6 protein-coding genes are annotated in these 14,764 nt (G+C 64.3%); all 6 read right to left on the reverse strand.

Translation table 11 applies throughout. The annotated features are described in order from the left end of the window. A partial coding sequence (gene thpR / locus ACYQ1A_RS20180; protein WP_499365257.1) for an RNA 2',3'-cyclic phosphodiesterase occupies positions 1–417 on the reverse strand: 417 nt, incomplete at its 3' end. Between the two features lie 64 nt (positions 418–481). Next, entirely contained in the window at positions 482–4,432 is a 3,951-nt protein-coding gene (gene putA / locus ACYQ1A_RS20185; protein ID WP_499365259.1) for a trifunctional transcriptional regulator/proline dehydrogenase/L-glutamate gamma-semialdehyde dehydrogenase, read from the reverse strand. Positions 4,433–5,265: 833 nt separating this feature from the next. Beyond that, positions 5,266–5,493: a hypothetical protein gene (locus ACYQ1A_RS20190; RefSeq protein ID WP_499365263.1), complete on the reverse strand. Its 228-nt coding sequence runs from the start codon at positions 5,491–5,493 to the stop codon at positions 5,266–5,268. A gap of 61 nt (positions 5,494–5,554) precedes the next feature. Further along, positions 5,555–7,573: an exodeoxyribonuclease V subunit alpha gene (gene recD / locus ACYQ1A_RS20195; protein WP_499365266.1), complete on the reverse strand. Its 2,019-nt coding sequence runs from the start codon at positions 7,571–7,573 to the stop codon at positions 5,555–5,557. Further along, positions 7,560–11,234, reverse strand: coding sequence for an exodeoxyribonuclease V subunit beta (gene recB / locus ACYQ1A_RS20200; RefSeq protein WP_499365270.1), 3,675 nt, complete (start codon positions 11,232–11,234; stop codon positions 7,560–7,562). Before recB ends, recD begins: the two co-directional genes overlap by 14 nt. Further along, a complete protein-coding gene (recC, locus tag ACYQ1A_RS20205) occupies positions 11,227–14,664 on the reverse strand; it encodes an exodeoxyribonuclease V subunit gamma (protein ID WP_499365274.1) in 3,438 nt (1,145 codons plus the stop codon). Before recC ends, recB begins: the two co-directional genes overlap by 8 nt. Between the last annotated feature and the right edge of the window lie 100 nt (positions 14,665–14,764).

Consider the following 14,764-nt stretch of genomic DNA (forward strand, 5'->3'; position numbering starts at 1 on the left):
CACGGGTTCCGTCATGCATGTTGCCTTGCGCAGCAGCGTCACATGCGCATTAAACGGGTGGTCTTCGGTCGGGAATTGCCCGGCGCGTAATTGGGCGCGTAGCGACTCCACCAATTTATCCAGCGCTGCATGATGCGCACTCAGTCCCAGCCACACCACGCGGGCACGGTCGAAGCTGCCGATCTGGTCTAGCGTCAGGTCGAGTGGGGCAAAGCCGAGGCCGTCTATCATGCGGATCAGATCGGCGCTGCGGGCGGCCGGAGTCGGGCCGAGGAAGGCCAGGGTCAGGTGTAGATTGGCCGTGCTGACCACGCGGCCGCCAAAGCGGGTGTGGACGTGGTGGCGGATCAGCGCCAGATGTTGGCGCACGGATTCGGTGGGCGAGAGGCCGATAAAGAGACGGGGCGTGGCGGTCATGGGCTAAAGATTAGTCCATGCCGCCACGCCCCGTCTTGCCTGGGTGGTGTCGTTCAGCGGGTGTTTAGCTGATGGTCATCAGGCTGGCATTGCCGCCAGCAGCGGCGGTGTTGACTGACAGCGAGCGTTCAATCAGCAGCCGTTCCAACGCAAAGCTGTCCGCGCCCGGCGTCAGGCCTTGCACGCCGACGATGGGGCCGGCGCGTTGGGCCATGCTGGCGGTCAGGGCCAGCAACTGGTCGGCGTCGCCGTGATGCAACACGGCGTCGATCTCCAGCGTGGCCAGGTCGGCGTTGGCGGGCTGGATATCGATGCGCGCCTGCACGGCTTTGGGCAGTTCGCGCACGACGGCGGCATAGGCGCCATCGAGTACCACCGCCTTGCTGCCGACTGCCAGCACCGTGGCGATTTGCGTCAACAAATCATCACGCGATCCATTGGCGGGCAGCGCGCACAGTACGTGCTCACGCGGCAGCAAGGTATAGGTATTGCGTTCACCGGTGGGGCCGGGCAGCGTCACCGCCGCACCGACTGCGGTGGCGGCGCTCAGGCGTTCGCACAGCGTAACCAGTTTCGGCGCGTGTTGGCTCGACCATTGTTTGAGCGCTTGCAGCGGTTGCAGCAAGTGCTCGCGCGCTTCGGTTTCAAACGGCGCGCCGTTGCCGGAGGTCAGCAGCACGGCGGCATGCAGCGTGTCACGCGGGCAACTGGCCAGCAGGCGATGCAGGTAGAGCGGGCCGCCGGCTTTGGGGCCGGTGCCGGACAAGCCTTCGCCGCCAAAAGGCTGCACGCCGACCACCGCGCCGACGATATTGCGGTTGACGTACAGATTGCCCACCTCGGCGCGTTCAACAATGTGATTGATGGTTTCGTCGATACGGGTGTGGATGCCCAGCGTCAGGCCGTAGCCGGTGCCGTTGATGTCATCGATCAGCGCATCCAGCCCGGCGTGGTCTGCCGTCCGCTGCCAGCGCACCACGTGCAAGACCGGGCCAAAAATCTCGCGTTCCAGTTCGGCCATGCTGTCGAGTTCGATCAGCGTGGGCGGCACAAAGCTGCCCTGGTTGCAGGCGGCGCCGGTTTGCACTTGATGCACTTTGCGGCCACGGGCGCGCATGGCGTCGATGTGGCTATTGATATTGCGTTGCGCTTCGGCGTCGATCACCGGGCCGACGTCGGTGGCCAGGCGGTCGGGATTGCCCACCACCAGTTCGGCCAGGCCGCCCTTGAGCATGGTCAGCACGCGATCGGCCACGTCTTCTTGCAAGCACAGCACGCGCAAGGCGGAACAGCGTTGGCCCGCGCTATCAAACGCCGAGGCCAGCACGTCGCCCACCACTTGTTCGGCCAGGGCGGACGAATCGACGATCATGGCGTTCTGGCCGCCGGTTTCAGCAATCAGCGGGATGGGTTGGCCTTGCGCGTCGAGGCGGCCGGCCAGATTGCGTTGCAGAATGCGCGCTACTTCGGTCGAGCCGGTAAACATCACGCCCTTGACGCGCGCATCGCCCACCAGCGCGGCACCCACGGTTTCACCCTGGCCCGGCAGCAATTGCACCGCGTCTTGCGGCACACCGGCGTCATGCAGAATGCGTACGGCTTGCGCAGCAATCAGCGGCGTTTGTTCGGCCGGTTTGGCCAGCACGGTATTGCCCGCGGCGAGGGCTGCGGCAACCTGGCCAGTAAAGATGGCCAACGGAAAATTCCACGGGCTGATGCAGACCACGGGGCCGAGCGGACGATGTGTGTCGTTGCTGAAACTGCCACGAACTTGCGCGGCGTAGTAACGCAAAAAGTCGACGGCTTCACGCACTTCGGCGATGGCATTGCTCAGGGTTTTACCGGCTTCGCGCACGATCAAACCCATCAGCGGCTGCATTTCGGCTTCCATCAGATCGGCTGCGCGTTCCAGCAAAGCGGCGCGCGTGGTGGCCGGCGTGGATTGCCAGATGGGCCCGGCGTTTTGGGCGCGGGTGAGGGCGCTGGCGACGTCATCGACCGAGGCTTCAACCACATACCCCACCATATCGCGGTGGTCGGCCGGATTGCGCACCGCTTGTTTCTCAGCGGCGCCCCCATTCGGCGGCGTGGCCAGCCAGACATGGTCGGTGAGCAGCGCGGCCGATAAAGACGCCAGACGTTGTTCGTTAGCCAGATCCAGCCCGGCGCTATTGGCGCGGCCGTCGCCATACAGTGCGCGCGGCAGCGGAATGCTCGGGTGCGGCAAACCTTGCGTGCCTTCTTGTTTCGCCATCTGTTCGACCACGATGACGGGATCGGCCACCAGGTCTTCCAGCGCGATCGACTGGTCCGCAATGCGGTTGACGAAGGACGTGTTGGCGCCGTTTTCCAGCAAGCGGCGCACCAGATAAGCCAGCAAGGTTTCGTGCGTGCCCACCGGGGCATAGATGCGGCAAGGGCGGTTGAGTTTGCCTTCGGCCAGCTTGCCGACGACGTGGTCGTACAGCGGTTCGCCCATGCCGTGCAGGCACTGGAATTCATATTGGCCGGGATAGTAATTCTGCCCCGCCATCTGATAAATCGCGGCGACGGTGTGGGCGTTGTGCGTGGCAAATTGCGGATAGACGGCTTCGGGCGCGCCGAGCAATTTGCGGGCGCAGGCCAGGTAAGACACGTCGGTGTAAACCTTGCGCGTGTACACCGGATAGCCTTCCAGGCCATCGATTTGCGCGCGCTTGATTTCGCTATCCCAATACGCGCCCTTGACCAGGCGGATCATCAAACGGTGACCGCTGCGTTTGGCCAGATCGAGAACGTAATCAAGCACATACGGGCAGCGTTTTTGATAGGCCTGCACCACAAACCCGATGCCGTTCCAGCCGGCCAGTTCGGGCTCAAAACACAGGCGCTCCAGCAGATCGAGCGAGATTTCCAGGCGGTCGGCTTCTTCGGCATCGATATTGATACCGATATCAAACTGGCGCGCCAGCACGGTCAGCGCTTTAACGCGCGGATACAGTTCCGACAGCACGCGCTCGTGTTGTGCGCGGCTATAACGCGGATGCAGCGCGGACAGCTTGATGGAGATGCCGGGGCCTTCATAAATACCGCGTCCGCCCGAGGCCTGGCCGATGGCGCGGATGGCTTGTTCGTACGAGGCCATATAGGCGTGGGCATCGGCATCGGTCATCGCCGCCTCACCCAACATATCGTATGAATAGCGGAAGCCCTGGCCTTCGTAATGCCGCGCGTTGGCCAGCGCTTCGGAAATGGTTTCGCCGGTGACAAACTGCTCGCCCATCAAGCGCATCGCCATGTCGACGCCCTTGCGGATTACCGGTTCGCCGCCTTTGCCGATCATGCGGGTGAGGGCGGTGGAAAGCCCGGCTTCGTTATGCGTGGCCACCAGTTTGCCGGTCAGCAGCAAGCCCCAGGTGGCGGCGTTGACAAACAGCGACGGGCTCTGGCCGATATGCGAATGCCAGTTGCCGCGGGCGATCTTGTCGCGAATCAAAGAATCCCGGGTGGCTTTGTCGGGGATGCGCAGCAGCGCTTCGGCCAGGCACATCAGCGCCACGCCTTCTTGCGACGACAAAGAGAATTCATGAATCAAGCCCTGCACCAGGCCTTCGCGGCTGGCGCCAGGGTTTTGCGCGCGCAGTTTGCCGGCCAGCGTATGCGCCAGTTGCGAAGCGGCTTTGGCTTGCGCTTCGGGCATACGGGCTTGTTGCAGCAGCAAGGGCACGCATTCGGTCTCGGGGCGACGCCAGGCGGCGGTGATGGCGGCGCGCAGTACCGATTGCGGTTGCACGTTCTGGGCAAATTCGAGGAAAGGTTGCACCGCGCCATCGCGTTTGGGCGCTTCGTCTGGCGCGCTGGCCTCGGCATCGTCTTGCAGCGCCACCACCGGTTGGCCGCGCTCGACCTGATCCAGCAAGTTAAAGATGGCTTGTTTGATCAGCCAGTGCGGCGTGCGCTCCAGTTGCTGCGCGGCGGTTTTAAGGCGGTCCCGGGTAAGGTCATCCAGCTTGACCCCTAGCGTGGTGGTGCTCATAGACTCGGTTGCTCCAGAAGTGGCTTGCGTGTTCTTGCGCCGCGCGGATTCTATCCTCCGTGGGCGTCGGATTTTTTGGGTAAACGGCTGCGAGCATAACGGAGGTGCAACCCGGCGTGCAATGCGGTTGCACCTTATGGTTTTACCCAAGTGGACGAATGGTTTTGCCGGGGGTGCGGGCAGTGGGAAGCGGGCAAAAAAATAGCCCGCCAGATTGCTCGGGCGGGCCAACAACAAACACAAACACGGAGATTCGCGCGTCGGTTGACGCGCAGGAAGGAGATTGCCTGAGTTGGGGGTGGGGGATAACCAGGTTGGCTCCTGGGAGGGGGCGGTGGCTGGTGGTGGACGGGCCTTTAACTGCTTAGCCTGCGGCGGGGGGGTGTCCGGCTTTGCCGGACCTGAAACCTTTAACCGCTTAGCCTGCGGCGCATGTTTGATACCCGGGGGTGCCCGGGAGCACCTCACTTTCTCCTACAGCCGAGAAAGTAAGCAAAGAGGCCGCCCCTTTGCTGCCGCAATGCGGGGGGTAGGTCAAAAGCCTCAAGCAAATCCTTTGGGTCGCATAGCTGCCGCTCCGCGGACGCGACGCTCAGTCGGAGCCCGGTAAAACTGGTCTCCTCCCTTCGCGCGCTCAGGAAATGGCGCTGGTTTGCCAGGCTTGCTGCCTCGTTGCTGCGCAACATCGGGTGGGCGTGGTGGCTGGGCCGTGACGATGATCCATAGGGTGGGTCGTGACCCACCATCCAAAGCCATCAAACAGAATGCGAACGCAAACACCGCTCCGGAGCAGCGCCGCTAAATCACCGCAAAAGCAGATCTGATTGCATCGATCAAGCGTGCAGCCCAAAAACCAAAACGGGAGCGTTTTCAAAAAACGCTCCCGTTTTGGTTTTCAAACCGCCCTTTTTAAAATCCGCCTGGGCCATTTCGCGTTTGAGTGCCTGGCGGGCGTCGCGGCGTTTGGTTTTTTCGGTTTTCTCGTGGGCGCCTGCTTTACGCTGGCTGGCGGCGACGGCAAAGGGGTTGCGCGGCACCAGGGTTTTGTCGCGTGTTTTCATCAAGTTGCTCCGGTTGTACATAGGCAAACGCGACGGATTGTAGCACCGTCGCGCGCCTGCTTTAGTGGGGTCTCTGTAACGCTTGTTCAAGCCCGCTGGCGCGGCGGGTGCGGTGGGTGATGGCGCTGCTGAATACGCGCGGGTCGGGGCTGACCAGGGTGAAATGCAGGCGGGCGCGGGTGATGCCGGTGTAGATCAGCTCGCGCGTCAAAATCTGGCTGCCTTCGTCGGGCAGGGCCAGCACCGTGTGTTCAAATTCGGAGCCTTGCGATTTATGTACCGTCATCGCAAATGCGGTTTCGACGTCGGCCAGGCGGCTGGCCAGCACCGAGCGTACTTCTTCGCCTTCCAGAAAATACACACGCAGAGCGTCGTTGCGGCCGGGGGCGGGCAGGGCGATGCCGATGTCGCCGTTGAATACCTTGGTGGCGTAGTCGTTGCGCGTAATCATCACCGGGCGACCGGCGTACCATTCGCCGCGTTTGCGCAGCCAGCCCCGTTCGACCAGCGCGGCTTCGATGGCGCTGTTCAGGCCAGATACGCCCCATTCGCCATCACGCAAGGCGCACAACACGCGCATGCGGTCGAACGCGGTCAGCACCTGGCGCGCCCATTCGTCGTGGCTGGCGTGGGCGTTGGGGCCAGCGGCCAGCACGTCCAGATAGCTGCGATAACCTCCCGGCGCGCCATCGCGGCCCTGCAGCGCCAGTTGCACCACGGCTTGCGGCCGCGCGTGGTTGCTCCAGGCGATTTCGCCGTCGTTGGGTTCCTGCAGGGTCTTGAGTGCATGGTTGGCGTCGCCCGCGTTAACGGCGCGCGCCAGTGCGCCGATGGGCCCGGAAAAGCGGCGGCTGACGCGCAGCATGGCGGTGTGTTGCGCCAGTGCGCTGCCTTCGCCTTGCCACTGCGCATCCAGTTGCTGCCCGCTGGCGGCGGCAATCCATTGCAGCGTGGCAGGGGTATAAGCAGCGGCTTCGGCTTCGCGGCACAAATCACCCAGCACGGCACCGGCTTCAACCGAGGCCAGCTGGTCTTTGTCGCCCAGCAAAATCAGCGTGGTATGCGGCTGCAGGGCGTCGAGCAAAGCGGCCATCATTTCCAGATGGATCATCGACGCCTCATCCACGATCAGCACATCGATATCCAGCGGATTGCTGGCGTTGTGGCGCAGTTGCCGGGTATCGGGGCGCGCGCCGAGCAGGGCATGCAGGGTGCGGGCCGCGCCCATGCGCGTGGCGAGTTCGGTCAGCGCCAGGCCGGGCAGTTGTTGTTGCAGCCCGTTCAACGCTTTGTCGATCGATTGTTTAAGGCGGGCCGCGGCTTTGCCGGTGGGGGCGGCCAGCGCGATGCGTAGCTGGTCGGCGGCGCCGCGTTGCGCGGCATCGGCAAACAGCAGGGCCAGCAGCCGCGCCACGGTATAAGTCTTGCCGGTGCCGGGGCCGCCGGTGATTACGCTAAAGCGGCCGCGTGCCGCCAGCGCGCAGGCGATTTTTTGCCAGTCTTGTTGGTCGCTCTGGCCAAACAAGCGATCCAGCAAGGGGCGGATGGTTGCCGCGTCGGCGCGGGACTGGTCGCCGACGCGCGCCAGGATCTGGCTGGCGACCCGTTGTTCATAGGCAAAATAGCGCCGCAGGTAGAGGCGGCCATCCAGCAAGATCAGCGGTTGCGTGCCGTCACTGTGCGGCGTGCCCACCACCTTGCTGGCCAGCAGCGCACCGATCCAGTCGTGCGTGCTGCCGGGCAGTTGGCGCAGCGTTTGCAACAGCGCGCTCAGGCCTTCGCTCGGCCAGGTCAGCAAGTTGTGCGGCTCGGCCAGCAAATCGGCCAGCACCAGGCAACTGTGGCCGCGGCCCTCCATCTGCGCCACCAGCGCGCTGGCCAGGATGATTGTGGGTGCGGCGCTGGGGTCAAGTTCGGCGACAAAGCGCGCAAAAGCCACGTCCAGACGGCGCAGCCAGCCGTTGTCGCTCCAGCTTTGTAGTGCCCACAACACGTCGGCCGTCGCGAGCTGCGGCGGGGCGGGCAGTGGGTCGAACAGGTCGCCACTGAGGGTATCGGGATGCGGTTTACGCTGGCTCATGGGCTTTCAGGCTGGCGTCCAGCGTGGCAAGAAGTTGAGGATGCGCGGGCAAGACATAACAGCCGGCTTCGGGGCCGTGGATGCCACGCAGAAAGAAATAAATCGCGCCGCCCAGATGTTGCTCCGGTCGATAGGCCGCGCCCAGCCGCTGTTGCAGCAAGCGGTGCAGCGCCAGCAAATACAGCGTGCCTTGCACATCATAACGGTGCTCGGCCATGGCCCCGGCCAGCCGCCCCGCGCTGTAGTCGGCATCGCGCACACCCAGGGCATTCGATTTGTAATCGACCAACCAGTAGCGCCCTTCATGTTCAAACACCAGATCGACGTAGCCTTTGACCATGCCGCGCAAAGTGCGCGCCGCCAGGATGGGCCGCGCTTGTCCGGGCAGCAGATATTGACGGCACAAGGCGTCGATCCGGGTGCTGAGCAATGCGGCGCTGGGAAACCAGAATTCCATTTCGGGCAGCGTTTGCGCTGGCGGCAATTGTGCCAGCGCGATGCCGAGCGGCTGCAACGGGGTTTGCGCAATCGCGCGCAGCCATTCGATCACATCGGCCTCGCGGTTGCTCCAGCCCACGCGTTTGCAGCGCGCCGCCATGCTGACGGCAAAGTCGTCGCTGGCTGCAAAGGCAAACCCCTGGCGCGCCAGCCATTCCAGCTGGTCATGCAGCAAGGTGCCCGGCAAAGGCCCGCGCGGAAAGCGATGCCAGGCGGCCTGGTCGGTATGCCGCACCGGCAGTTCGTCCGGCGTTTCTTGCAGGGTGTCGTCGCGCGCGCTGGTGGCCGCTTCGACGCCCTCAGCGCGTAGATCGCGGATCAGCGAAGAAAAACTGGCGATACTCCAGTCCTGATCAATCGCCCCGGCGTAATGCGCGGCGGGGGGCAAGACGGCCGCTTGCTCACGCGCAACAAGGCGCGAAAACGGCGGGTCGACATCGGCAACGGGCTGCAAGGCCAGCGCTGGCGTTTCGGCTTGCAACTCGGCCAGCGCAAGCGGCAAATCGGTTTCGCTAAGCGGGCTGCCGCCACCCAGCAGATAACCCAGCGCACTCTTGTCCAGCAAGGGCCTGGGGCTGGGGCGCTTGAAGGTGACGGCAACGCCCAACCACATGGCGTGGCGCGCCCGGGTGACTGCCACATAAAGCAAACGCAGGTCTTCTTGTAGCCGCGCCAGATCGGCACGGGCAACGCCATCGCTGCTGATGTCAAAACTGACCTGGCGCTGGCCCGCTTCGTCGAGGTATTCCAGCACGCTTAAACCGCCCGCTGTCACTTCGCGGAAACTGTGGGCAAACGGCAGAAACACCAGCGGATATTCCAGCCCCTTGGACTTGTGCACGGTAACGATCTGCACCAGTTCGGCATCGCTTTCCAGCCGCACGATGCGCTCATCGCCGCCATCGCCGTTGCCGGCAATTTGCTCGGCCAGCCAGCGGATCAGGGCCTGTTCGCCATCCAGCCGCAAGCTGGCGCTTTGCAGCAGTTCGGCCAGATGCAGCAAATTGGTCAGCGCGCGTTCGCCGCCGTGTTGCGCCAGCAGCCGTGCCGGCAGATCCAGCAGATGCAGCCATTGCCGCAACATGGCCAGCACGCCCTGGCGTTGCCACGCCAGGTGCAGCGCTTTCATTTGTTCGATACGCGCATCCCAGGCCAGCTCGTCTTGCGCCAGCGCTTCCAGTTCGGCCAGCGCCAGGCCTGCGGTGGGAGTGGCCCAGGCGGCGCGGGCGGCGTGCGCGTCGAGCGGGGAGGCGATGGCGCCTAGCCAGCGCAGCACATCGCTGGCTTGCTGGCTTTCAAACACGGAATCCTTGTCCGACAAATACACGCTGGGCACACCGCGGCGTTGCAAAGCGCGGCGCATCAGCGCGGCTTCTTTGCCGTTACGCACCAGCACGGCCAGATCGGCGGGTTGCAGCCGCACAACGCTGCCATCCGGATGGACAAAGCCGACGGCGGGATCATTCAGCAAGCTCACCATATGCTCGGCGCACACCTCGGCATAACGGCGCGGTGTGGCGGTGCTGGTCAGCAAGGCGGTGCTATAGGCAAAGGTCAGCGCGGGCAGCGGGCCATCACGGCCCACCAGCACTTCGCGCCGACCTTGCGCATCGACCCGATCAAACGGCAAGGGGTTGTCGCTAAGCAAATCATTGCGGAAACGGAAGGCGCCAGCGGGCCAGCGCGTTTCGGCGTAATGGAACAAACGGTTAGCGGCAGCCACCAGCCCTTCGGCCGAACGGAAATTGCGCGTCAACACATAATGCCGTCCGCGCGTGGCGCGCCGGGCCGCCAGATAGCTGTGGATATCGGCCCCACGAAAGCCATAGATCGATTGCTTGGGGTCGCCAATCAAAAACAGTCCGCTCTGTGCCGCGTTATCGGCCACGCGATACAGCGCATCAAAAATGCGGTATTGCAGCGGCGAGGTATCCTGGAATTCGTCGATCAGCGCCACCGGATACTGCTTGATGATCTGGGCGCGCAAAGCCGGACCGTTGTCGCCGCGCAAGGCGGCGTCGAGCCGCCGCAACATGTCTTCAAAACCAAAACTGCCGCTTTGTTTTTTGAGTTGCTGCATGCGGCGCTCGATCCAGTCGGCGGCGTGTAACAACCAGTCGGCATTCATTTTTTCAAGGCGGGCGGCGGCGTCCAGCCAGCATTCGATGGCATGGCAGGCCGGATGATCCAGCACCGCGGTATCGGCCAGGCTGCCCGCTTTGCTGAACTTGCGGCCGGCGGGCGTGAGTTTGCCCAGCCATTCTTTGGCTTTGGCGTGGTTGAGCACGCCGCTTTCGGCCCAGACCCGCACGCTATCCATGCGCATCTCAAACGGGGTGTTCTTGTGGTTGTACGAACTGGTTGCCAGCCAGCCTTGGTCACGCGCGCTGGTCCAGGCCCGCTGCAAGGCGGCGGCATCATTGCTCCAGCTGTGGCGGGCGGCCAGCGCGAGGGCGGCAACCTGCCGGGTTTGCTCGGCCAGCGTGGTAAAGAAAGCGGCGTCGCCGGGCGCGCGCTCGTTCAGGCGTAACACCGGCTGCAGCTTCTTTGCCAGTTGCGCCGGGCTGCTGGCCATGCTCAGGATCATCTCGAGCGCGGCGGCATCCAGCCGGTACACATGTTCGCGCCAGTAATCGCGCGTGGCATCCAGTTGCAGCTCGGTTTCGTCCTGCAGCAGCTGTTCGTTGAACAGGCTGCCGCTATCGAACGCATGCTCGCGCAACATGCGCTGACACCAGGCGTCGATGGTAAACACAGCGGCTTCATCCATGCCTTGCGCGGCCAGCGCCAGGCGCAGGGCGGCTTGCTTGCGTGCGTCCGCATCCGGCCACGCGGCCAGCATGCTGTGCAGAAATGTGTCGTGGGAGGCGGGTGCGGCTTCACCACGAAAACAGCGTGCGGCCTCGACCAGACGGGCGCGGATGCGATCAGATAATTCGCGGGTGGCGGCGCGGGTGAACGTCATCACCAGGATTTCGGCCGGGATCAGTGGGCGCGCAAAGGCGGCGTCGCCGCCGTGGCCAAGCACCAGCCGCACATACAGGGCGGCGATGGTCCAGGTTTTGCCGGTGCCGGCGCTGGCTTCGATCAGGCGGCTGCCCCATAAGGGGAAAGTGGCGGCGTCGAGCGGCTGGGCGCTGGCCGGGGCGGGTGTTTCAGTCATCGGCATTCTCGTGTTCGGCAGCGGCGCTCGCGTGGGCGGCCACGCTGACCTGCATGCTCAACCAGTTTTCCAGCGGGCCATACAAGGCTTCGGCCAGGCCAGCAAAGCGGCCATCGGCGGTCAGTGCGGCATAGTCGGGCCAGGTACGGGCGAGGCAAGGTTCGGTGTTTTCGCCGTCCAGGTTAAATGTGCCTTCATAGGCGGCGACGGCATCGGCGGTCGCCTTGCTGATCGACGCCAGCGCGGTGCGGCAGGCCACCGGCAAGGGCGCATTCATGCCCTCCAGCCACAGCGTCAGCAGATCTTGCAAAGCGGCGCGGGCCTCTTCGGGCGCAGGCTGGCCTAGCGTCAGCGTGGCATCGCGCGCCACCACGATGCCGGTTACGCGGTAACCGCAGGCGCTGGCGACCAGTTGGCGCAGCCACGCCAGCAGCAATTTGTCGGCACGTGGCTGGCCGGTTTTGTCGCAGATATTGCCCGGCTGCAATTGCAACCAGGCGCGCTGCGCGCCGGTCTGGCGCAGCCCATCCAGCCAGTCTTCCAGCACCAGTTCGGCGTGCTCGAAATGCAGCAATTGCTTGGGGCCGGCCTCGGGCCAGGCGGCGAGTTGTTCCAGCCATTGCTGCCACACCGGGGTCACCAGCGCGGCCAGGGTGGCGGTTTCGCGCGCGCCGAGCGGGCCAATCGGCAGACGCCCGCTGCGGGCAATGCGCGCGGTGGCGGCGTCGATACTGGCGGCCAGCGGCGCCTTGCTGTGCGGGTCGAGGTGTTTCAGCAATTCGTCGACCAACTGGTATTGCTCCAGCCCGGCCACGGCAAAGGGTTCTTCGTCTTCGCTGGCGATATCGGCCTCGGCAAACACCACGTCCAGGCGTTGGCGGAAAAAACTCTGCACCGGGTTGCGCAAAAAATGCGCCAACTGGGCCAGATCGAGCCGTGCATGGGCGTCGGGCCGCCACGCTGCGCCCGGCGGGGCCGGGGTCTCGGGGACGGCGTCGTGGGCTGCCCGCCATTCGCGCGCCCAGGTAAACAAGCGGCCGCCCTCAAAATAACGTCGACTGAACGGTTGCAACGGGTGTTCGGTCGTCAGCGCCTGCAAGGTGGCGTCGCCCCAGCCGGCGGCAATGTAATCGCGCAATTGCGCCACCAGCACCGACGGCGGTTGCTCGCTGTTATCGCGCGGATTGCGTCCGGCGTAGCTGATATACAACTGATCGCGCGCCGCCAGCATGGCTTCGAGCAACAGATAGCGATCATCATCGCGGCGCGAGCGGTCGCCGGGCCGGTACAGGCCTGCCAGCAAATCAAAGTCATTGCGATTGGCGCGACGCGGATAGTCGCCGTCGTTCATGCCCAGCAAACACACAATGCGGAACGGGATGGCGCGCATCGGCATCAGGGTGCAGAAGGTAACGCCGCCCGCCATAAAGCGCTGGTTAAGCGTCGGCTCGTCCAGATGGCCCAGCCACGCTTCACGCAATACCGGCAGGGTAACCGGCTGCTCGAATTCGGCGATGTCGCAGGCTTCCAGCCATTGCTGCAGCGCGGTTTCCAGCGCGATGACGGTCAGCCGTTCGGCTTCGGAACGCGGATCGAACAGCTGTGCCAGCAAGGCACGGCCGCGTTCGCTCCAGACATCGGGCGTGGCGGCCTGGCTCAGTTGCTCGCTCCAGCTTTGCAGTTGCTCCACCAGCGCCGCCAGCGATCCGGCCAGCGCGGCATCAAGGCCACCCACTTCGCCATACGGCTCGATATCGGCAAAGGGGGCGCCGTCGCCGCTGGCGTAGCCCAGCAACATGCGGCGCAGCCCGAACAACCAGGTGTTTTGTTCGCCGCAGGCGGCCAGATCAAGCTGGGCACGCTGGGCTTGTGACAGGCCCCAGCGCACCCCGGCTTGTTCCATCCATTGCGCCAGGCGTGGCAGATCGGCCTCGTGCAAACCAAAGCGCCGTGCCAGTGCCGGCACATCCAGCAGATCGCGTAATTCGCTCAGGCGGCAACGTTGTTCTGGCAGGCGTAACAACCATTCCATGGCCTTGAGCACCGGATTGACGTCGCGGTTTTTCTGATCGGCAATGTGGTACGGAATATTGCGGGCATCGCGCGCGCCGTACTGGCCGAATACGGCGCGGATGGCGGGGGCGAAGGTTTCGATATCGGGCACCATGACCACCACATCGCGCGGCGTCAGCGTGCTGCCGGGGGTGGCGAACTGTTGCAGCAACTGGTCATGCAGTATCTCGACTTCACGCTGCGCGCTATGGCTGATCTGGAACACGATGGAACGGTCGGCTGCAGGCAAGGCCTCGGCGCGCGCGGGCAGCGGTTCCAGATCGCGGATCTGGCCCTGGATACGCGTGAGCAAGGGCAGCGTGTCGCCATGTGCTGTGTGGTCGTCGGCCGGTTCGCTAAAGAAATCGATGCGGGTGTTAAAGCGCTCCTGCGCGGCAAGGGCGTCGTCGAATTCATCCAGCATGCGCACAAAATCGCGACCCTGACGGCCCCACGCGGCCAACAGGGGATTGCTGTGGATGTGCATATCGGCCAGATCGACGTCGGCCAGATTTTGCGCGCCGCGTGCGGCATGGCGCTGGCGGCTGGCGCGCAGCAAATCGCGGCCTTCCATAATGTCGGCCCAATGAAAGCGGCAGGGGTTGGGCACGGCGAGGATGACCTGGGCGTGGCGCGCCAACTCGGACAGCGCCTCCAGCGTTTGCTGCGGTAGCGCCGAAATGCCGAACAACACCACGCGGCGCGGCAGTGGATTGACGGGGGCGTCACCCGCCTGCATCGCCGCCACAAAGCGCCGGTGCACGCCGTCGCGCCCGGTGGCGCGCCATGGTGCGGGCACATCGTCTTGCAAGGTGCGCCACAAGGCGGCCTGCCAGCGCTGGCTTTCATCCAGCTCACGCACTGGCCCGGCAGCCGGGCGCAAGACGTCGCGGCCCTGGGCCCAGTCGGCGAGCCAGTCGGCGCGGTAAACCTGGTATTGATCGTATAAATCGGCGAGTTTTTCTGCCAGCTGATAGCGCCGGCCGAGGTCGCCATCGGCCAGAAAATGCCGCAGCGGCGCAAAGCCGGGCTGCTGTAATACGGTGGGCAACACGCGCATCAAACGCCACGCCAGCGGCGCTTTGTCCAGCGGCGAAACTTGCGGCACCGCATTGCGGCCGAGTGCGGCGCGGTAGCACTGCCATAAAAATTGCGACGGCAACTGCACGCGCGTGGCTGCGCAAATGCCGGTTTCTAGTGCCAGCGACATCTTCAGCCACTCGGCAATGCTGTTGCTCTGGACCAGAAAGACGGCTTCTTCCAGCGGCGCCAGCGGATAGCGCTTGAGCCACTCGAAAACCGCAGCGCCCAGGTTTTCCAGACGATTGCCGTGCAAGACCAACAGGCCGGGCAGGATGGAGGTGGACATCGGGCGCATGAGGTTCCAGAAAGTCGAAGCCGCAGTTTACCCGATCTGCCTGCAAGGGCCGCGCGGTATGGGGGTGCGTGGGGGGCTGTGGATGCAAAAAACGGCCGCT

The sequence above is a fragment of the Silvimonas sp. JCM 19000 genome (assembly GCF_054652575.1).